Here is a 21,312-nt window from a genome sequence, read left to right on the forward strand (position 1 = left end):
CGTATGCCCGGCCTTGCTCGTTCGAGATCGGGCCTGACCCGCGTCGCCGGCGCGTGCTTAGCGGCAGATACACGAGTACGACGAATCGCAGGTTCGTCCCGAACAGCATTGAAACTTGCTACCACTCCAGGAGCAGCGTTGCTATGAACGGCCCCACCCGACGAGATGTGCTGAAATACGGGTCGGCATGCGCCATCGCAGCCATCGGTCCGCGGTTTGCGAGATCGAACGAACGAGCGGACGCGCTCGATCGGCCGGTACTTGGAATGATCGGTACGGGCATCCGGTTCCAGACGCTGGCGGGCGCGTTCTTCCCAAATGCGGACATCGCCGCAATCTGCGACGTCGACCCCAGCCAGCTAGCGCTCGGTGTCCAGCGGCTCCAGTCGCTCTCCGGCAGCGGACAGAATGCTGCGCCCACCACCTGCGACGACTACCGGCGAATAATTGATCGAGACGACATCGACGCGATCGCGATCGCGACACCGGACCACTGGCATGTGAAGATCGCGATCGAAGCGATGCACGCCGGGAAGGACGTCTACTGCGAGAAGCCGCTCACCCTGACGATCGACGAAGGGCGCCTGATCGCCGACGCTGTCAAGGAGACCGGACGAGTTGTCCAGGTGGGCGCCCACCAACGCTCGGCGCGTCAGTTCCAACTCGCCGCCGCGCTGCTGCGCGATGGGCGGGTGGGCCGTCCCCGTCGAGTCACCTGCGCGATCGGCGGCAGTCCGGTTTGCGACCCGCTGCCCAAGCAATCGGCTCCCGCCGGCATGAACTGGGACCGCTGGCTCGGACCAACACCGGCCGTGGATTACCGGGCGAGTCTAACGCTTCCCGAGTCCGGTTACGGCTCTCAGTATCCGTACAGCCGGGGGCACGTGCACTTCCGCTGGTGGTACGAGTACGGCGGGGGGAAGATCACCGACTGGGGCGCCCATCACGTTGATATCGCGTTGTGGGCGTTGGGTGACTCGATCGCATCGGAGATGTCGTACGAGGTAGAACCGCTGCGCGTGGTGCACCCGATCCCGCTTGAGGACGGGCGCCCCACTGAGGACGACCGCTTTAATGTCGCGACAGAGTTCCACGCGCGGGTGCGATTCGCAAATGGGGTCGAACTGGACGTCGTCGACTCGTCCGACGCGGTGGGCGTCGACAACGCGATCCTGTTCGAGGGGGACCAGGGCCGCTACCTCGTGAACCGCGGTAAGCTGGTTGGCAAGCCGGTGGAACAGCTCGCCGAAACCGGCTTGCCGCTGGAAGAGCTGGATGGGATGTATTCCGGCCTCGAGAACGGCGGGGCTCAACTGACCGACCAGGGTCACGAGTTCGTTGTTGAGAAGCACGTGAAGAACTTCCTGGCATGCCTCAAATCCCGCGCGACGCCGATCTCTGGCGTCGACACGAACCGTCACAACCTCAACGTGTGCCACGCAATCAACGTGGCGCTACGACTCGGCAAGCGTGTGACCTTCGATCCCGTAAAGCAGAGCTTCGTCGACGACCCGCTTGCCAACAGCTTCATCGCCCGGCCCTCACGAGCGGGCTACGAGATTGACGCCTGACGCGCGTTAGCGGCGTCTATTGCGCCAGCTAACCAGAGGTCCCCACGCGTCGGTCGGCTTCGAGGCAGGTCTTGCGTCGACTTTCGTGCTCAATCGAGGATTACTGGTCCGACGGGTCTCTCTGCGTCAGCCAACCGCCTCTTGAGCCCGGCCTGCCAAGAGCGATGTGCGATAGATAGGGGTGCCTTCAATTGTGGGATTTCTCCTACGCTCTCGCCATGCGCGAAACAGTGCCGTGGAGCTCTCGATGCGCACCGCCCATCGACCGCCACCCTGCTGAGAGACCTGCGCCGAAGCCGTGGAGGCGGTGGCAGGCGCCGATGCGTGAACTGACGTTCAAGGTTGCGCCGCCCCCGGACGGATACATCGATCATGCGTAGTCGCAGCCGAACGCGGGGCCTTAAGTCGGTGGCTTCCGGCACGGACCGGCCGGCCCCAGTACGGGAGCTTCATTGTAAGGGCAGCCAACTGGCTTTAGGTCCCACCGCCCTGTTTTCGGCCCCGCTAGTTGACTTTCGCCGTAAGAGCCAACTACCATGAGGGTTCGGTCCTTGGGCGTGCGGCTTGGAACACCGCTCGCTCGTAGTCCGGGGCAGCACCGTTAGATCGCTCTCCGCGGACTCTCCCACCTAATGGGACCGTCCCCGCCTTAGAATATTGCTACGCGCGATGAAGGACACACGCCCCCGAACCGTATTGTTAGCAGCATTGACGCTGCTTGCGGTGGTTCTGTCGGCCGCGCCCGCCCGGGCTTACACGCCCGAGAGCCCTGAAGTAAAGGCCCTGATCAGTAAGGGCCTGGAGTATCTGGATAAGAACAGCGACTCGCGGCTCGGCGGCAAGTGCGTCATCGCCTTGGCCTACGTCAAGTCGGACCAGCCCGATCACCCGCGGGTGAAGGAAGCCGTTCAGGCGTGCCGCCAGTCGATGCAGGCGGGCGACCAGGGCAACAGCATCACGATCTACAGCTGCGGCATGGCTATTATCTTCCTGTGCGAGTACGACGCACGGGGCCAGGCGGACATGATCCGCCACTACCTCAACGCCCTGGCCGCCCGCCAGAAGGCCCACGGCGCCTGGGGCTACACCAACGAGCAGATCGGCGACACCTCGCAAACCCAATACGGCGCGCTCGCCCTGTGGGAAGCGCACCGCAACGGCTACCGGCCCGACGAGGACACTGCCCGCCGGATGGCCGACTGGCTGATCCGCACGCAGGACCCAGAGGGCGGCTGGGCCTACAAGGGCGAGCTGGCGCCGCTCGGCGAGCGCGAGCCGCAGGACAAGTCGGAGATGACCATCTCGATCGGCGCGGCCGCCATGGGCAGCGTGCTGATCGCGGCCGACCTATTCGGCCTGCTAGAGCCGGGGGCCGAGACCAACACGGCCGAAGATGTGCCCGACGCGCTCCGCGAAGCCGGCGAACGCGAACGCCGCAAAGCGCCGCCACTGAGCGTGGGTGACCTGCCGCGGAATGAGTTGTTCGAGACCATCCGCGACGGCGACGCCTACATGACCAAGAACTACGAGGTGGCGATCCGCCGCTACCAGCTCTACTACATGTACTCGCTTGAGCGGTACAAGAGCTTCTTCGGACAGCTGACCGGCGACGCTCCCGACGAGCCGGAGTGGTACAACAAGGGCTACGAGTGGCTCAAGCAGAACCAGGCGCCGGAGGGCTCCTGGAAGGGGCAGTGCGGCGACAGCGTCGACACGGCGTTCGCCATCCTGTTCCTGCAGCGTTCGACCCTCAAGAGCATCCGCCGGGGCCTGGGCGTCGGCACGCTGGTCAGCGGGCGAGGGCTTCCGGCCCGGCTGGACTCAATCAAGCTCAGCCGCGGGCAGATTGTCGCCCAGCAGGCGGCCACCCAGGTGGACGACCTGATCAACATGCTGAGCGACGAGGAGGGCGCCGCGTTGGACGCCATGGTCAACGACCCCACGGCGCTGGTCGGCGAGATCAATGATCAGAACGGCCGCCGGTTCGAGCAGATCGCCCGCGGCGGCGCGCCCGCCGCCCGCGTGCTGGCGGTCAGGGCCCTGGGCCGCAGCGGCGACCTGGACTACGCCCCCACGCTGATCTTCGCCCTGACCGACCCGGACAAGCGGGTGGTCCGCGAGGCCCGCGACGGCCTGCGGTTCGTCAGCCGCCGCTTCGAGGGCTACGGGCTGCCCGACAATTACAATGACCAGCAGCTGCGCGACGTGATCGAGCGGTGGAAGAGCTGGTACCTGTCGGTCCGCCCCGACGCCGCGATCAACTTGAACTAACCCCCGGGCGTCGATGCCTGCCGCCGACCACAACCCGAACGACCAGGGCTATCGCCTGAGCGTCAACTCGTACGACCGCGGGTCGAGCCTGTTGATCGCCCTGTTGGTGATGGTCGGGGTGGGGGTGGGGGCGCTGGTGATCATCTGGTACGCCAACCACCTGAACCGCCGCAACGTGCCGCCGTTCCTGCTGCCGGTGAACCCCGCCAGCCGGCCGGCCGACGCGGCGATGGGTCTGAAAGAAGACATCGAGCCGCCCGGCATCGAGGACGCCCCTGAGCTGACCGAGCCGCAGCTGCAGGACACGCTGACTGCGCTATCGGACCTGTCGACCAAGTCGGCCCTGCTGGCGGACGACGCGGTCGATTCCGATTCCGAGGTCGGCAAGGGAAGCGGGTTCGGCGACTCTCGGCAGGCGGGCGTGGGAGGAGACGGGCCCCCGGTCAATGAGCCGCAGCGGGAGATCCGGTTCGAACCCGCCGACCGCAACGAGTACGCCCGCTTCCTCGACTTTTGGAAGGTAGAACTCGCCGTGCTCGACCAGCGCAACAACACGGTGTACTACGCGTCCAATTTCACCGCCGGCAGCCCGACGACGCGCAGCGCCGACCCCGCCAAGAACCCAGAGAACCGTGTGAGCTTCCTCTCCAACGGCACCGCGTTCGAGGGGCTCGACCGGGCGCTCGTGCAGCGGGCGGGGATTGCGAACCGGGGGAACATCATCATTCAGTTCTGGCCGAACGAGTCCGCGGGGTACCTGCTGGGGCTGGAGAACCAGGCGATGCAGAAGGCCGGCAAGACGTCGCTCGACCAGGTTCAGCGGAGCGTGTTCCGCGTGGTGCGGGACGGCAACGAGTTTACCTGGGAGCTGGAAGAGCAGCTCTACTACTAACACATGACGGTCCGCCTGGCGGGCAAGACACCTACCGGAAACCGAGAAACCAGCAATGGCGATCCTGTTCACCCTGATTGGCTACGTGGTCTACACCGCGATGGCGCTTTTGGCGTTGTGGGGGGCGTTCTGCCTGATCCTTACTTGGCGGCGTGTCAGCCAGACCCGCTTCCGCAACGAGTCGGAACAGAACGAGTTCTTCGAGGAGCTCGAGCCGCCGCTCAACGGGGGCAAGTTCGATGTCGCGGCCGAGCTGTGCGACGACGACCGCCGCGCCATGCCCCAGCTGGCGCTGTACGCCATCGAGAACCGCAAGGTGGGCATGAACCGCCTGCAGCGGCGGCTGGTCGAGCGGTTCCAGCAGGACGTGCTGGCGGACATCGAGCACCGGCTGAGCTGGGTCAGCACGGTCAGCAAGAGCGCGCCGATGATCGGGCTGTTCGGCACGGTTATCGGCATGATGGGCGCGTTCAGCAACCTCAGCTCCGGCGCCCAGGTCGACACCGGCAAGATGGCCGAGGACATCATGTTCGCGCTGATCACGACCGCCATGGGACTCGCGATCGCGGTGCCGCTGGTGCTGGGCAGCGCGAGCATCAACATCCAGATCCGCAAGATGGAGGACCTGGTTTCCGTTGGCCTCGCCCGCCTGATCGACGACATGCGGTCCGTGGTCGGACGCGGCTAGCGCGACCCAAACTTTCAATCCACCACCGCCCCCGGGGCCCGATGAGCACTGCCACCCCGACAGAACCGCAGGAAGAGCTGGACGACGTCGCCGCCGGGGCGTCGCTGCGCCGCAAGCGTAAAGACGTCGACGACGAGATGGACATCACGCCGATGATCGACATCACGTTCCTGCTGCTGATCTTTTTCCTGGTCGCGTCGACGCCTGACAAGCAGACATCGATCGAGCTGCCCGAGGCCAAGAGCGGCAGCCCCGTCAGCCAGCTCACCTCCACGGTGTTCACCATCGGCGACGGCGGACTGGACACCGCCCCGGTCTACCAGGCCGATGGAAAGATTGAATCCGCGCGGCTCCCCGACGACCCGGCCCAGCGGCGGGACGAGGTCAAGGACGCCGTTGAGGCGGGCTTCGCCGAGACCAAGACCGACGTCGTGATCAAGGGCGACAAGAGCATCCGTTATCGTGACGTGGACGGCCTGATCAAGGCGATCTCGCAGGTCGAGGGCGTGAAGATCCACCTGGCGATCCTGGAAGTGCAGTAACGCCCCATCGCGTTGACAAACTAGTAGCGAGCCGACGGCATGAGTGACATCGAAGACGACCTGGAACACATGGTCGAAGAAGGGGAGGAGAAGGCGAAGCGCATCGACGACGAGCTGGACATGACCCCGATGGTCGACGTCACGTTCCTGCTCTTGATTTTCTTCATGATTACCGCGGCATTCGCCCTGCAGAAGGCGCTGGAGGTGCCTCCGGTGAACGAAGAGCAGGCGGCCGCCACGCAGACCATCGATGACCTGGAGAAGGACTCGATCGTGATCCGCATCGATGAGGACAACGTCTACTGGGTCGGCAGCCCGCTGTGGACCGACGAACAGAAGGCGCCCAGCGTGCAGGAGATGCGGAGCAAGGTCCGCGAGGCCCGCAACGGCGAGGGAGGCCGGATGGGCAAGGGGCCGACCAAGATGCTGGTGCAGGCGCACTCGGAGTCGCTGTACGAGTTTGCGATCGCCGCCCTGGACGCCGGCGCCGACGTGCAGATGCCCGAGGTCCGCATCATGATGTACGAAGAGGGCGACCTCTGACCCGCACCCAACGCCTCGCGTAACGCAAGAAGCGATAACCGGATATGGACACAGAAAGACTACTCAAAGAGCTGGCCAAGCGTGACGTCGTCTCGCGGTCGGTGCTCAAGAAGCTCGAGCAGAAGCTCGCGGACAAGAGCGACGTGCCGTCGCCCCGCGCGGTGGCCAAGTTCCTGGTGGACAAGGGCCACCTCACCGCCGCCCAGGCCAAACGCGCCCTCAAGGCGATCCTCACGCCCGAGGAGAGCGCCATCCTCGAGAGCCAGCGGCTCGACGACGACGATGACAGCGCGGCGGCCGCTTCGGGCGGGCTGCCGGACCTCCCCAGCCTGAGCGGCGTCGGCATGTCCGCCTACGGCGATGACGGCGGCGGCCTGACGGGCGGGGGCCTGACCGAGACGATCACCGACGGGGACAGCGGCGACAAGAAGTCCAAGAGCAAGAAAAAGAAGGGGAAGAAGAAGGCCAAGGGCCAGAACGAGTGGGACTCGCCGCTGATCCTGATCGGGACCGGCGGCCTGGTGCTGATGCTGTTGATCGGCGGCGCCATCCTCTACCTGCTCGGCTACGAGTCTGCCGAAGAACGCTTCAAGAACGCCCAAGAGGCCTACGACCAGGGGTCCTACCCCCAGGCGATCGCCGACTTCGAGGAGTACCTCGAAAAACACCCCAACGGCGAGGACGCGCCGCTGGCGCGTGTGCGGCTGGGAACCGCGCGGATCCGCCTGGTGACCGACGTCAAACGCGACTTTGAGGACGCGCTGCAGGTCGCCAAGGAAGAGACCGACATCATCGAGGACCAGGAGGCCTACAAGGAGGCCCAGGCGGAACTGGCTGCGCTGCTGCCGGAGATCGCCGAGCAGCTCTCGCAGGAGGCCGATCAAGCGACCACCATCGACCAGATGCAGAAGTACGTCGGGCTGACCGAGCAGGCGCTGGTGCTCTGCCAGAACGCGAAGCTCATCCCGGGCAACCTGCGCGACAAGGGACAGCTCAACGCGGTGCGGGAGGTGCTCGATCGGATCAGGCTGCGGCAGACGGCCCTTGAGAGCCTCGAGTCCACGCTCGGGGCGATGAGCCAGGCCACCGCCGACGGCGACCCCAAGCAGGCGTACGCCGCCCACACCGCGTTCATCAAGCAGTACCCGCAGCTCGCACAGGACGAACGCGTCGTAGAAGCGGTGGCCGCCGCCGCCGAAGCCGAAGAGTCTTTGGTGAAGCTCGTCCAAGAGCCGCAGGCCGGCCTCGACGCCGAGGCCGAGTCGCCGGTGATCGCCGAGCTGGCGGTCGCCACGCCCCGCGTTGAGGCCGCCGCGCCCGCCACAGGGGTGGCGGTGCTGCGTCTAGCAGGCGGGTTGTACGGCGTTTCGGCAGCCGACGGCGCGCTCCTGTGGCGCAGGTACGTCGGCGCCGCGCCAAACCTTGGCGCGCCGCTGCGGATCGGCGACGACGTGGTGGCGGTCGACTCCCGCCGGCAGGAGCTGGTGCGATTGCGGGCGGCGGACGGCGAGCTCGTGTGGCGCACGCCGCTAGGCGATGATCTCTCCCAGCCGGCGTTGGTCGAAGGCCGCCTGCTCACGCCCGGCGCGTCCGGAAAGCTCTTCGTGGTGGATGCCGAGTCGGGCGACTCGGCCGGATACGTCCAGTTCGCACAGCCGCTCCGCACTCCCCCCGCGTACGACGCCGAGAACCAGGCCATCTACCTGGCGGGCGATCACTCCAGCCTATACAGCCTGTCTGCCAAGGACCTGTCCTGCCTGGGCGTGTTCTACCTGGGGCACGCCAAGGGCAGCATCGCCACGGCGCCAATCGCCCTGCAGGGCCGTGTTCTCGTGCTCGAGAACGACGGCGCCGAGACCTCCACCCTTCACGTGCTGGGGGTCGACGAGCGGCGATCGATCGACCGGCGGCTGCAGACGCAGCGGATCAGCGGCCTCGTCACCGAGCCGCCGATCACCTTCGCCCGCCGCGTGGCGGTCGCGACCGACACCGGGCACGTCGATGTGTTCGAAGTCTCGGCCGAGGACGACGCACAGCCAATCGTGCTGCTCGCCTCTCGTCAACCGACGCGAATGCGCCGCGGGCCACGCTACGCGGGCGTGCACGACGGGGAGCTCTGGCTCGCCGAGGTGGGCCTGTTCCGCTACTCCATCTCGCCCAGCGGCAACCGACTGCCGGTGCGGGACGTCGCGGACCCGTTCCGCCGTGACACATTCGTCTCCCCGCTCATCATCCAGGACGGCGCGCTGATTCACGCCCGCAAACGCCCCGGGCGTCCTGGCGTGTCGATCGGCGCCACGGACCTGCGGAGCGGCAAGTCTTACTGGGAGACCGATCTCGCGGCGCCGCCGGCGGGAGCTCCGGTCTCGCGGGCCGGATCCAACGGGCTGCTGCACGCGACCGCGGCCGGAAGCGTGTTCCGCATCGATTCAGCGCCCGCCCGCTTCGCCGTCGCCACGCCGGCGAAATCCGACGCGACCGACGCCGCACCAGTCTTCGAGTTGGCTAGCGGTCAATCCGACGGGTCGGCCGTCTACTGGGACGCCACCGATGGCCGCGCAGCTCACGCCGGCCGCAACGGCAGCCCTAGCTACGCGCTCCCCGGCCAGGTGGCGTGCGAGCCCGCCGCGATCGGCGCCGGCTGGGTGGTGCCGCTCGCCATGGGGCAGGTCCATTGCCTCAGCGGCGAAACCGGCCAGCCACTGGCCGCCCCGTATCAACCGATCCTCAAGCCGGGAGAGCGGGTCCACTGGCAGACGCCGGGCGTCGACGGCCGGCGGATCGTGATCGCCGACGACCGTTCGATCACCGCGCTCGAGCTGGTCGATGACGGCGCCGCCCGGCTAGAAGAAATCCACCGCGTTGAGGCCGCCGGGCCCGACGCCGCGCAGGGCCGCATCGCGGTCGCCGGCGGGCTGGCGTTTGTTCCGCGGGCCAACGGCCGGGTCACCGCCCTTGCAACCGACTCGCTCGAGGAGGCCGGCGTGGTCGACCCCGGGGCGGCCGTGTTGTGGGGCCCGTACGCGGTAGACGATCAGAGCGTGCTGGTCGCGACCGCGGGTGATGAACTCCTCTGCATCCGCGCCACGGACCCCAGCCAGCCGGCCTGGCGGACCACGGTCACGGCGTCCGACCTGGTCGGTGCGCCCGCTGCTAGCGACGGCGCCGCAATCCTGGCGACGCGTTCCGGGTCGTTGACGCGGCTCAGTCTTGCCGACGGCGCCTCAACCGGAGGCCTCGACGTCGGCCAGCGGCTCGCCGCCGGTCCGGCGCTATTCGGCGGCGACGTCGCGCTCGCCACGCCGGATGGCGCCCTGGTTATTGTCCCACAGCCGTGAGTCCGCTTTGCACCTCCGCACCGCCAACCTGACGCTTATCGCCTGCATTCTGTTGCTCGCCGCCGCCCCCGCGGCGGTCGCACAGGACGATGCGCAGCGGGTGGTCGACCGCCGCCCGTTCGACCAGGTCGTCCTCAAGCAATCAGCAGGCGGCAAAACACTGGAGGTCGCTCCACTGGAACTCCCAGGCCGGCGAGTCCCCCGCCCCTTCCCGGGAGGGCGGCTGGTGGTCCGGCTGCTCGACCAACCGACCAAGGACTACGAGATCTCCTGGTCCGATATCCAGGACGTGCGGCTCTACGAGCAGATGCTGATCTCCGAGGCCAGCCAGCTGACCAAGCAGAAGAAGTTCAATGACGCGTTCGACTACTTCGCGTTCCTGAACAAGAACTACAAGAACCTGCCAGGGCTAGAGCAGGCGACCGCCCAGTACCTGCAGGCGAACGCGCTCGACGCGTTCCAGAAGAAGGAGTACGACCAGGCCCTCGCCATCCTGCTGAGCCTGTATGACCGCAACCCTCAGGCCGGCGGCATCGGCCGCGCGGTCGACACGGTCGCCAACAGGATCATCCAGGACTACGTGGGCGCAAACAACCTGCGTGCAGCGCGCGACGTGCTCGACGTGGTGGAGAAGCAGTTCCGCGACGCCGACCTGCAGGTCGTCTCGAGCTGGCGTGCAAGGTTCAAGCAGAACGCCACCGATCGGGTCCGCGAGGGCGCCGGGTCGCTCCGTGATGGCGACTACCGGCAGGCCCGTGACGCCGCCTTCGACGCGCTCGCGATCCTGCCCGATCACCCGCTCGCCAACGAGCTGCTGCGCAGGGTGACCGAGAAGTACCCCACGATGTCGGTCGGCGTCCGCACCATGGCGCCGCGAGACCTAGAACCGCGGATCGACTCAACCGCATCGCTGCGGGCGGGCCGGGTCGCGCGGCGGACGATAACAGAGCTGAGCGGCTACAGCCCTGAGGGCGGGGTCTACACCTGCCCGGTGGGCCGGGTCTCGCTGGACGACAGCGGCGCCGCGCTGCACTTCGGGTTCACGGAGGAGCGGGCCAAGCAGACACCGTACGAGCTGGCCCGCTGGCTGCTGCGGGCGTCTACGCCCGGTGGAAGCCAGGCCGTGGCGCCTCTGCCTTCGTTGGTCTCGTCGGTGGCGGTAGATCAGCTCACGGGCTCGCTCACGCTGGAACTCCAGCGCCCGCACGTGAGGCCGGACGCGATGCTGAGGCTGTCGTCGCTGCGAGAGGCCGGGATCGCGCCGCCACGCGTCTCATTCACCGTTGGCGAATCCACCGACGGCTTGAGCCAGTTTATCTGCAGCGACCCCGACGCACCGATCGCCGAACTCGAAGAGCGGTACTTGGCCGACGACGGCGAAGCGCTAACCGCGTTGTCGCGAGGCGACGTCAAGCTGATCGACCGGCTGATGCCGTGGCAGCTGGCGGCGGTCCGCCGAGATCGGTCGCTGGCCGTTGGCAAGTACGAGCTGCCCACGGTCCACGTCCTGATCCCCACTCACCGCAACCCGCTGCTCGACGCCCGCCCGCTGCGGCGGGCGATGCTGTACGCAATCAATCGCGAGAAGATCCTCAACGAGCTGATCCTGGGAGGCCGCTCGGAGCTCGGGTTCCAGGTGGTCAGCGGCCCGTTCCCCGCCGGCGTGTCGCTCAGCGACCCAATCCGCTACGGCTACAACGACGGCGTCGAGCCCCGCCCCTACGACCCCCGCCTGGGAGCGCTGCTCTCCGCGCTGTCGTGGTCGCAGGCGCAGCGGGCCGAGCACGGCAAGGAAGACCCGGCCGACCGCCCGTTCCCCACGCTCCGCCTAGCGCACAACAGCGACCCGGTGGCGCGCACCGCCTGCCAGTCGATCCAGATGCAGCTCAAGGCGGCCGGTGTGCCCATCGAGGTGGTGGAACTCAGCGAGGTAGAGCTGCTGTCGGACGAGCCAGACTTTGACCTACGCTACGCAGAGCTGGCGGTGTGGGAGCCGCTGGTCGACGCGGTGACTCTGCTGGGTCCCGAGGGCGTCGCCGGACGCTGCAGCGATCCCATGGTGGCGGCGCTTAAACGCCTCGACGACGCCCGCAACTGGGTGGAGGTCGGCGAGGCGTTGCGGGGCGTGCACGCCCTGGCGGCCGGCGACCTGCCGGTGCTGCCGCTGTGGCAGACGGTCAATTTCTACGCCTACCGCCGCGACCTGAAGGGCCCAACCGAGAGCTGTGTGTCGCTCTACCAAACCTTGGAGGGCTGGCAGCTATGACACGGACTCAACGCGTAATCCAGCAAGCACTCCACCTGGCGTCGGTTGCGGCGTTCGTCGCGACGCTTCTCGCCAGTAGCCACGCCACGGCTCAGAGCAGCACGTGGCGTCTCTCCCCCTACGAGATTCAAATGCTTGTAGCGGTGGAGTCGGTGACCGCCGGCGACCAAGAGGTTGCCGCCGACGTCGACACCCACGTCAACGAGCGCGCCGACGCGTCGATCGGCGCCCTCTGGGACATGCACATCGCGGCGGCCTCGCCAGCGGAGACCCGGCTGGTCGCGGACGCGATCGACGGACAGGCCGCCGCCCGCGAGGCGCTGGTTGAAGGCATCGAGGGCGCCGACAAGCTGCTAGTCGCCCAGATCCGCGAGACGCCCCGCGGCGTCTGGGCCCGTGTCGCCGAGTACGACGCCATCCTCATGCGTTGGGGACGACCGGTCGAGGCCGAGGTCGCGACCCTCTCCCAGGCGCCGGAGGCCGTATTCCGCCTAGCGTGCCAAGCGTTCTCGCCACTGGCCGAGTTTAGCATCTCCCAAGGCGACCCCAACCTGATCGAGCTAGCGTTCCGCGGCGACCAGCTGCCGCAGCGCCGCGGGGCGCCCGACTGGATCCGCCCCGACGACATCCTGCAGCCGGTGCTCCGGCAGCTCGACCGGGACGGCGCCGCCACGGCCGAGGGGATCCGTGACGTCCCGTGGACCTACCTGCTGGTGGGCGAGGCCGGCGACAACCCGACCGCCAAGTTTGTCAGCCACACGCGACGCCCGCTTCCCTCACGCCGACGGGGTCGGGTCGAACGGCTCGCCGTCCGGCTGCCCCGCAGGTCGGCGCCGATCACGCTGCGTGCGCACGCGAAGGCGGACCCTGCACGAGCCCTGGTCGGCTACCAAGTGTTCATCCAGGACGGTGAGGATGCGGAGCGAGAGCCCGCCGGCGCCACCGGGCCCGATGGTCGGCTGGTGATCGAGCCGGGCGAGGCGCCCATCCTCATGGCTTACATCAAGAGCGGGTCGCAGCTGGTCGCCAAGGTGCCGGTGGCGCCCGGCTCAGTAGACGAGATGGACGTTCCGCTCCTCGACGAGACCACGCGGCTCAACGCCGAGGCAAAGCTGGGCATCCTCCGCGAGGACCTGATCGACCTGGTCGCGCAGCGCAAAATCCTGATTGCGCGCATCGACGCGGCGATCGAGGCCAAGAACTACGACCAGGCCGTCCGCCTAATCACCGACCTCGAGCGGCTGCCCGCCCGGGCGATCTTCGACCGCCAGCTGCGCAACCTCGAGCAGTCCAGCACGTCGGACGTGCCCATGATCCAGAAGCGGATCGACCGGATCTTCGCCGACACCAGAAGCGTGCTCGCGGCGTTCCTGAATCCGAGCGAGATCCAGGGCGTAAAAAGCCGCCTGGCCAACGCGCGGAAGAACGAGGGCTGATCCTACGCCCGGCGTCGGCCGCTAGCCGAGGATCTTCAGCAGCCCCGCGGCGGCGATGCCCAGTGTGCCAAGCAGCGCGAGCCCCGCCACGGCCCACACCGCCACGTCCAGCGGCTGGGCGGGTGGCGGCGGCGCCAACGGCGGATGGATCGGCGTGGGGGTCTCGCTCGCGATCGGAACCTCGCCCGTGGTGCTGAGGGCGCCGCTGGTCTGTTGGGCGTCGGGCGTCATGTCGCTCGCCGGGTCGCCGGGCTCTGAGTACGGGTGCGAGTCGGAATCGGTAAGGGTCTCGCTGATGAGGTTCGTCGCCGCGTGCGCGCCGGACCGGTCGGTGCGGCCCCGCTCGCTCATCACCCGGTCGTAAGCCCGGATGCTCTCGCACACCCGCTCGCGCGACCCCTCCTGCAGCAGCGGCCGGAGCAGTTCGATGGCGACCGAAGCGGACGGCACCCGGGTCTCGGGGTTCTTGTCCATCAGCAGCGCGATCACCTCGACCACCGTGTCGGGCAGGTCATGCTGGATGCTCTGCGGGGGGAGCGGCGGCTCGCGCAGGCACCGCCGCATCTTTTCCACCGCATTGCCGCCGGGGTAGGGCACCTTGCCGGTCACCGCGTAGTAGAGCGTGCAGCCCAGCGAGTAGAGGTCGCTCACCGGGATGATCCGCGTGGGGTCGGAGATCGACTCCGGCGCAAGGTAGTCACACGTGCCCACCACCTTCTTCCGTCCGCCGGGGTCGGTCGGCACCTCGTGGTTCAGGTACCACGCCAACCCGAGGTCGGCGAGCTTGACGTCCCCATCCGGGGTGACCAGCAGGTTGCCGGGCTTCACATCCCGGTGGACGATGCCACGGCGGTGGGCGAACTCCAACCCCTGCGCCGCCTGCAGCACCACCCACGCCGCGGCGTCGGGCGGCAGCGGCCCGGTGCGGCGGACAAGCCGCCGGAGGTCGACGCCCGGCACGAACTCGGTAACCAGAAAGTAGGTGTCCCCATCGCGGTCGGCGTACGACACCCTCACCAGGTTCGGGTGGTTGAGCTGGGCCTGGGCGCGAATCTCTTGCCTGAAGCTGGCGATCGCGTCGGGGCGGCTCTTGCTCCGCGGCAGCACCTTAATCGCCTCGACGCGCCCGAGCAGCTGATGCTCGCCCTTGAACACGTGGCCCATGCCGCCCTTGGCGACCGTATCGATGATCGCGTACTGGCCTAGCGTGAATTTGGTGCGTCCCTCGCGCAGCTGGTCGACCTGCCACTCGTTGAGGAGTTCGAGCTCAACCAGCTTGGCCGCCAACGCCTGGTCGCCTACCGAGCCGTTCAGCTCCGCGCGGGCCTCGGCAATCTGCGCAGGGGGAACCAGCCCGCTGGCCAGCAGGGCTTGCTCAAACGGTGTCTGGCCTAGCGGCTTCGACAAGAACGCCTCAGTGGTTAACCTAGTGCGGGGCCAGCCCTGTGCGAGGCTCCCCCGGCAGAAACAACGCACCGGGATACGATACGCCAGTAGGCTTCTTTATTATTGCACGATTCTCGAAGGGATCTGCGCGTCGCCCCCACAGTCGCTGCTACTCACCCGCCTTGTCGGCCGCGTGCTGGGCCCATTCGGGCCATGTGCGGGGCAGGGGACACCTGAGCGTCAGCGGCTCGCGTCGCACCGGGTGCTCTACCGCGAGCCGCCAGGCGTGCAGCCGGATGCCCTGCTTCAGCGGGGTCGGGCTGCCGTACTTGCGGTCGCCGACGATCGGGCAGCCGATCTTGGCCAGCTGAACGCGGATCTGGTGCTTCCGCCCGGTCACCGGCTTGACCAGGAGGAGCGAGTGCTCGCCGCGGCAGACGAGCGTTTCGTAGCTCAGCTCGGCGCGGGTGGCGTCCTCGGCCCCGCTGTTCGTGACGTGGACCTTCCGGTGGCGTTCGTCCTTGCGGAGGAAGTGCTCGAGCCGCGCTTGCTCGGGGTCGGGTCGTCCCTCCACCAGCGCCAGGTACTGCTTGCCCACTTCCCGGTCCCGGAACGCGGCGCTCAGGCGGGACGCGGCTTTGGAGGTGCGGGCCATCAGCACCACGCCGGTCACCGGCGCGTCCAGGCGGCTCACGACGCCCAGGTACACATTGCCTGTCTTCTGGTACTTCCGCGCCAGGTACTGCTTGGCCTGGTCGAGAAGCGTCTCGACGCCCTGGGGCGTTCCCATCGTCGCGACGCCCGGCGGTTTTACGACCGCGAGCAGGTGATTATCCTCGTACAGTACCTGCATTTCGCGGCGTGACTTACCTTAGCGTCTAGTGAGTTGAGAGCATGAAGCGATTAGTCTTGGCGAGCGGATCGCCCCGCCGACGCGAGTTGCTGGCCGACGCCGGCATCGAGTTTAACCTCTTCCCGCCGTGCGACTCGGCCGAGGCCGACGCGCCGCGGCTGCCGGACCCTACCAGCTTGGTGTGCGACCTGGCCCGACGCAAGGCCGAGGATGTCGTCAGGCGGATCGCCGACCAAGGGGACCCGCCGGCGTGGGTGTTGGCGGCGGACACGATCGCAGAGTGCAACGGTCAGGTGCTTGGCAAGCCGGCCGACCGCGACGACGCCCGCCGCATCCTGCTCACGCTCAGCGGAACCGAGCACCGCGTGCTGACCGGCGTCTGCTTGTGGGGGACTGACGCCCCCGAACCGGCCGAGTGTTGGCACAGCGAGTCGGTGCTAATGATGGACAGCCTCACCGATGACTGGCTGGAAGACTACCTGGACAGCGACGCCTGGCGCGGCAAAGCGGGCGCCTTCGGCTACCAGGACGGGCTCGGGTTTGTGCGGATTATCGCTGGCAGCGAATCAAACGTCGTCGGGCTGCCGATGGACGAGGTTCGCGAGATGCTGCGGCGACATGCAGGTTGGAACGAGTCTCCAGAGCAGCCATAATGGTGGGTCCTCCCCCAGAATCCCCTCAAGGCCGTCTATGTCTCCGAAGCCGCTCCGCGTGTGCCCGCTGGTTCTACTCACTCTCGCCGCCGGCTTGAGCCACGGAGAATCCACGAGCAAAGTTGGGATCTCCGCCGAGAAGCCCGCCAGCGGTCCCTTCGTCGAGACCGACCACGGCTTCATGGTTCCCTACGAGCAATCCATCCCGGGCGCCGGGGTAAAGTTCAAGATGACGCCCATCCCGGGCGGCGTCGTGACGCTAGGACCGCGGGGCGACGCGTCAGAAGCAGAGCCCAACAGCCAGTCGCCTCCCGTTCAGGTGAAGATTCCGCCCTACTGGATGGCGACCACCGAGGTCACCTGGGCGCAGTACAAGCCGTTCATGGCGCTCAACAGCACGTTCGGCGAACTCGCCTATCTCCGCGGCCTGCTCTACGACGGAAGCCCCAAGCTTGAGAAGGCGCTGGCCAGCCGCACCGCCCTCAAGGCGGCCATCGATGCGACGCCCACAACCGTCGACGGCATCACGGCGCCCACGGCGCTTTACGATCCGTCCACCACGTACTACTCAGGCGAGGACCCTAATCTGCCGGCCGTGACCATGACCGCCTACGCGGCCCGGCAGTACACTAAGTGGCTGAGCGTGCTCACCGGCGAGCCGTACCGGCTGCCGAGCGAGGCCGAGTGGGAGCACGCCGCCCGCGCTGGCGCCGACGGCGACGCCCCGGCCGGCGATCTCGACGCCGCCGCGTGGTACGAGGCGAACAGCGACTACGTCGCACACCCGGTCGGCGAGAAGACGGCCAACGCGTTCGGCCTGCACGACATGATTGGCAACGCCGCCGAGTGGGTGCTCGACGTGCCCCACAAGTCGGCGGCGTCCAACGGGCCGCTCACGTGGCGGCAGGCGATCGGCAAGCCGGAGCAGCAGTTCCCGCGGATCGCGAAGGGGGGCTTCTACGAGTCCGAGCCGGCCGACGCCACGTTCGCAGCGCGGCTGCTCTCGGTCGACGAGGACTGGAAGGCGTCCGACCCGAACATCCCGCTCAGCCCCTGGTGGTTCACCGATGACCCGTCGATGGGGATCGGTTTCCGACTGGTCCGCCCGTTGGATTCGATGTCTGAAGAGGTTAAGGCGGTGGCGTGGGAGTTTGATTCCCCCGACCTGCAGCGTGACGTAGAGCAGCGTGTCCGCGAGGGCCGCGGCAAGCTGCAGTCCATCGACGCGACGCTGCCCGAGGTCGTCAAGCAGCTTGCCGACCCCGATGTCCGCAAGCTGATGGAGTAGCGCGGAGGGCGAGCCGCCGCCCGCCGGCGGGGGCTTAGCCCCAATTCAGGTTGGGGAATCGGCCCGCCATTCGCTATATTCGGGGCGGTCGGCAGGAAGCCGTGCACAGCACGCCAGGCAGCGGACGGTAACACTTGAAGTTCAGACTCGGCCTCATTGGACTCGGCCCCTCCTGGGCCACGCGGCACAAACCCGCGCTGCACGCGTTGTCCACTCGGTTCCAGGTCCGGGCGGTCTGCGACCCGGTCGCCCACCGCGCCGAGCAGGTCGCCAACGAGCTTGGCGCCCGCCCGATGGAGGGTTTCCGGGCGCTGGCCGCCTGCGAGGACGTCGACGCGGTAATGCTGCTTTCGGCCCGCTGGTTCGGCGCGCTGCCGATCCTGGCCGCCTGTGACTTTGGCAAGGCCGTTTACTGCGGCGCTTCGGTCAACCTCGAGGCCCAGCAGGCCGCGACCCTGCGGGACCGGGTGGCCAACGCGGGCATCGCCTTCATGGCGGAATTCCCTAAGCGTCTCGCGCCGGCCACGACGCGTCTGCAGGAGCTCATGGCGACCCGGCTCGGCCGGCCGCGCCTAATCTTCTGCAACCAGCGTTACGCCTCCCGCGGCGACGACGGCGACGGCCCCGCCAACATGCGGCGGCTGGTCGAGATGGTCGACTGGTGCTGCTACGTTGCCGGTCGTGAAGTGCAGAGCGTCACGGGCGCCGCCCACGAGACCGGCCCGCACACGCCGTCGGTCTCCGAGGCGTGCGGCGACTACTCGCTGATGACGCTCGGCTTCCGACCCGGCCCGGGCGAGGGTTGCGGCGTGATGGCGCAGATCGCGTGCGGCAGCTATGTCTCGAGCGCGTGGTCCGACGCGGCGTCGTTCCGCAGGCCGGCGGAGCTGCAGGTGGTGTGCGAGCGGGGCATCGCGTTCTTGGACCTCCCCAATCGCCTCGTCTGGTTCGACGACGCCGGTCAGCACACCGAGTCGCTCGACTCCGAGCGGCCGGTCGGCGAGCAGCTGCTGATGCAGTTCCACCGCGCCGTGTCGAGCCTGGTGCTCAAGAGCTCCGGCCTAGAGGACGCCTACCGGGCGGCCACGCTGGTGATCGCCGGGCAGACCAGCCACCGCGAGGGACGCCGGATCGAGCTCTCCTAGGGTCCGAGTTGCAAGCCCGGACGGCGTGGATTCGGTAATTTGACCTTGCCGCTACCGTCGGTCGGGTGGGCACGGCGGATCCACCGGCGGTAAACCCGGGGCATCGTTGACAGTCTGAGCAGGCGACACCTAGACTGACGCCATTCGTTGCAGGCTTCCGTACCCGTTAGTGAGACTCCCCCTCCATGTCCACGTCCGCCCTGGATACCGTCACTACCGCCATCAACACGATCCGCACCCTCTCCATGGACGGGGTGCAGGCGGCCAACAGCGGGCACCCCGGCACCCCCATGGCTCTGGCGCCGGTGGCGTACCAGATCTGGGCCCAGGAGATGGACTACGACCCGGCCGTCCCGCTGTGGCCGAACCGGGACCGGTACATCCTGTCGTGCGGCCACGCGTCGATGCTGCTGTACTCGATGATCCACGTCTCGGGCATCAAGAAGACCAAGGCCTGCGGCAAGGTGCTAGACGAGCCATCACTCACGGTCGACGACCTGAAGAACTTCCGCCAGTTCGGCAGCCTCACCCCGGGTCACCCCGAGTTCGGGCACACCACCGGCGTCGAGACCACCACCGGACCGCTCGGTCAGGGGTGCGCCAACAGCGTCGGCATGGCGATCGGCCAGAGCTGGCTTGCCGCCCGCTACAACAAGCCGGGTCAGCAGCTGTTCGACTTTGACGTCTACGTGCAGTGCAGCGACGGCGACCTGATGGAGGGCGTCGCGTGCGAGGCCGCTTCGCTGGCCGGCCACCTGAAGCTGTCGAACCTGTGCTGGGTCTACGACGACAACAGCATCACCATCGAGGGCGGCACCGACCTGGCGTTCAGCGAGGATGTCGCGACCCGATTCGAGGGACTCGGCTGGACCGTCTACCGCGTCGACGACGCCAACGACCTGAAGTCGCTGTCGCAGGCGTTCGCCAAGTTCAAGGCCAACGACGCCGGCCCCACCCTGATCATCGTCCGCAGCGTGATCGGCTACGGCGCCCCCAACGCAGCTGGCACCTCCGGCGCCCACGGCGCCCCGCTCGGCGAAGACGAGATCAAGCTCACCAAGGAGGGCTACGGCTGGCCTGCCGACAAGAAGTTCTACGTCCCGGAGGAAACCCTCACCCACTTCGCCGACACCATGGGCGAGCGTGGTGCCGCGGCCCGCGCGTCTTGGGACAAGACCTTCGAGGCCTACAAGTCCGCGCACCCGGAACTGGCGGCCGAGCTCGAGACAATCTGGGCCGGCCAGCTCCCCGAGGGCTGGGACAAGGACCTGCCCGAGTTCCCCGCCGACGCGAAAGGGAACGCCACCCGCAACACCGGCGGCAAGGCGCTCAACGGCGTCGCCAAGAACCTCCCGTGGATGCTCGGCGGCTCGGCCGACCTGGCCCCCAGCACCAAGACGCTCATCGATGGCGAGGGCAGCTTCTCCGCCACGACGCACGGCGGCCGCAACCTGCACTTCGGCATCCGCGAACACGCGATGGCCGCCGCCGGCAACGGCATGGCGCTTTTGGGCCTGCGGCCGTACGTGTCCACCTTCTTCGTGTTCAGCGACTACCTCCGCCCGTCGATGCGGCTGAGCTCGATCATGAAGCTGCCGGTCACCTACGTCTTCACCCACGACTCGATCGGGGTCGGCGAGGACGGCCCCACCCACCAACCGGTTGAACAGCTGGCCGCCGCGCGGTCGATCCCCGGCCTGGTGGTCATCCGCCCCGGCGACGCCAACGAAGCCAGCCGCACGTGGCGGGTCGCTATCTCCGAGCAGCACCGCCCGGTGGCGATGGTGCTCACCCGCCAGAACATGCCGACCCTCTGCCGCGACAAGTTCGCCAGCGTCGAGGGCCTAGACAAGGGCGGCTACGTGCTGGCCGAAGCCCAGGGCGGCAGCCCCGACGTGATCCTGATCGCGACCGGCAGCGAGTTGTACCTCGCGGTCGAGGCCTACGAGCAGCTGACCGCCGACGGCGTGAAGGCCCGGGTGGTGAGCATGCCGTCGTTCGAGCTGTTTGACGAACAGGAACAGTCCTACAAGGACAGCGTGCTGCCGCCCGCTGTCACCGCCCGGGTCGGCGTTGAGGCCGGCGTCCGGCAGGGCTGGGACGCCTGGATCGGCGCCGGCGGCGCGTTCGTCGGCATGGACGGCTTCGGCGACTCGGGGCCCTACCAGGAGGTCTACCAGGCGCGGGGCATCACCACCGAGGCGATCGTCGCGGCCGCGAAGGCTCAGCTCTAGCGGCAACCAGCGCCACTGCGGGCCGCCAAGGTCGGTAGTTGCCGTGATCTCGCGTGAGGGTCTCACTCCGTGTTGGAGATCCGGCGCAAACCTTGCGCCGGCCCGCGAGCGGCCGGCAGGCGGTCCGGATCTTGCCGTGCTGCGTCATGTTATACTGGGCACGTGTTCCGCGGCCGAGTTTCGCATGCTGCGCAGCTGCTGAGCCG

Annotated in this window: 15 protein-coding genes; 13 read left to right on the forward strand and 2 right to left on the reverse strand. The window is 67.8% G+C overall.

Features of this window, described 5'->3' with window-relative positions; genetic code table 11:
- Positions 1 to 266 precede the first annotated feature (266 nt).
- The 9 genes from KOR34_RS02630 (at position 267) to KOR34_RS02670 (ending at position 13,547) form a co-directional block, all read left to right on the forward strand.
- Positions 267 to 1,571, forward strand: coding sequence for a Gfo/Idh/MocA family protein (locus tag KOR34_RS02630; RefSeq protein WP_197531080.1), 1,305 nt, complete (start codon positions 267 to 269; stop codon positions 1,569 to 1,571).
- Between the two features lie 708 nt (positions 1,572 to 2,279).
- Positions 2,280 to 3,842: a prenyltransferase/squalene oxidase repeat-containing protein gene (locus tag KOR34_RS02635; RefSeq protein WP_197531081.1), complete on the forward strand. Its 1,563-nt coding sequence runs from the start codon at positions 2,280 to 2,282 to the stop codon at positions 3,840 to 3,842.
- A gap of 13 nt (positions 3,843 to 3,855) precedes the next feature.
- Positions 3,856 to 4,734 (forward strand): hypothetical protein, encoded by an 879-nt coding sequence (locus tag KOR34_RS02640; RefSeq protein ID WP_146561971.1) that lies wholly within the window; start codon positions 3,856 to 3,858, stop codon positions 4,732 to 4,734.
- Between the two features lie 55 nt (positions 4,735 to 4,789).
- A complete protein-coding gene (locus KOR34_RS02645; RefSeq protein WP_146561973.1) occupies positions 4,790 to 5,422 on the forward strand; it encodes a MotA/TolQ/ExbB proton channel family protein in 633 nt (210 codons plus the stop codon).
- Between the two features lie 41 nt (positions 5,423 to 5,463).
- Complete coding sequence (locus tag KOR34_RS02650; protein WP_146561975.1) at positions 5,464 to 5,964, forward strand: ExbD/TolR family protein; 501 nt, start codon at positions 5,464 to 5,466, stop codon at positions 5,962 to 5,964.
- Positions 5,965 to 6,003: 39 nt separating this feature from the next.
- On the forward strand, positions 6,004 to 6,507 hold the full coding sequence (locus tag KOR34_RS02655; RefSeq protein WP_146561977.1) for an ExbD/TolR family protein: 504 nt from the start codon (positions 6,004 to 6,006) through the stop codon (positions 6,505 to 6,507).
- Positions 6,508 to 6,551: 44 nt separating this feature from the next.
- Positions 6,552 to 9,845, forward strand: a complete 3,294-nt coding sequence (locus KOR34_RS02660; protein ID WP_146561979.1) for an outer membrane protein assembly factor BamB family protein — start codon at positions 6,552 to 6,554, stop codon at positions 9,843 to 9,845.
- A 7-nt stretch (positions 9,846 to 9,852) separates the two neighbouring features.
- On the forward strand, positions 9,853 to 12,111 hold the full coding sequence (locus tag KOR34_RS02665; protein WP_197531082.1) for an ABC transporter substrate-binding protein: 2,259 nt from the start codon (positions 9,853 to 9,855) through the stop codon (positions 12,109 to 12,111).
- Positions 12,108 to 13,547, forward strand: a complete 1,440-nt coding sequence (locus tag KOR34_RS02670; RefSeq protein ID WP_146561983.1) for a hypothetical protein — start codon at positions 12,108 to 12,110, stop codon at positions 13,545 to 13,547. The genes KOR34_RS02665 and KOR34_RS02670 overlap by 4 nt, the downstream gene beginning before the upstream one ends.
- Positions 13,548 to 13,568: 21 nt before the next feature.
- On the opposite strand, the gene KOR34_RS02675 is transcribed toward KOR34_RS02670, so the two are convergent.
- Together KOR34_RS02675 and KOR34_RS02680 are read right to left on the reverse strand one after the other, a co-directional pair.
- A complete protein-coding gene (locus KOR34_RS02675) occupies positions 13,569 to 14,954 on the reverse strand; it encodes a serine/threonine-protein kinase (RefSeq protein WP_146561985.1) in 1,386 nt (461 codons plus the stop codon).
- A gap of 148 nt (positions 14,955 to 15,102) precedes the next feature.
- Positions 15,103 to 15,786 carry an RluA family pseudouridine synthase gene (locus KOR34_RS02680; RefSeq protein WP_146561987.1) on the reverse strand — a complete coding sequence of 228 codons (684 nt, stop codon included), beginning with the start codon at positions 15,784 to 15,786 and terminating at the stop codon, positions 15,103 to 15,105.
- Between the two features lie 41 nt (positions 15,787 to 15,827).
- Here KOR34_RS02680 and KOR34_RS02685 point away from each other — a divergent pair, with 41 nt between their 5' ends.
- The 4 genes from KOR34_RS02685 (at position 15,828) to tkt (ending at position 21,106) form a co-directional block, all read left to right on the forward strand.
- The gene (locus KOR34_RS02685; protein WP_146561989.1) at positions 15,828 to 16,439 is read left to right on the forward strand and encodes a Maf family protein; all 612 of its coding nucleotides are present in this window, start codon (positions 15,828 to 15,830) and stop codon (positions 16,437 to 16,439) included.
- Positions 16,440 to 16,476: 37 nt separating this feature from the next.
- On the forward strand, positions 16,477 to 17,727 hold the full coding sequence (locus tag KOR34_RS02690) for a formylglycine-generating enzyme family protein (protein ID WP_197531083.1): 1,251 nt from the start codon (positions 16,477 to 16,479) through the stop codon (positions 17,725 to 17,727).
- Between the two features lie 134 nt (positions 17,728 to 17,861).
- Complete coding sequence (locus KOR34_RS02695) at positions 17,862 to 18,872, forward strand: Gfo/Idh/MocA family protein (RefSeq protein ID WP_146561993.1); 1,011 nt, start codon at positions 17,862 to 17,864, stop codon at positions 18,870 to 18,872.
- Positions 18,873 to 19,057: 185 nt separating this feature from the next.
- Positions 19,058 to 21,106, forward strand: coding sequence for a transketolase (gene tkt / locus KOR34_RS02700; protein WP_146561995.1), 2,049 nt, complete (start codon positions 19,058 to 19,060; stop codon positions 21,104 to 21,106).
- Positions 21,107 to 21,312 lie beyond the last annotated feature (206 nt).

It is taken from the genome of Posidoniimonas corsicana (assembly GCF_007859765.1).
Classification (GTDB): domain Bacteria; phylum Planctomycetota; class Planctomycetia; order Pirellulales; family Lacipirellulaceae; genus Posidoniimonas; species Posidoniimonas corsicana.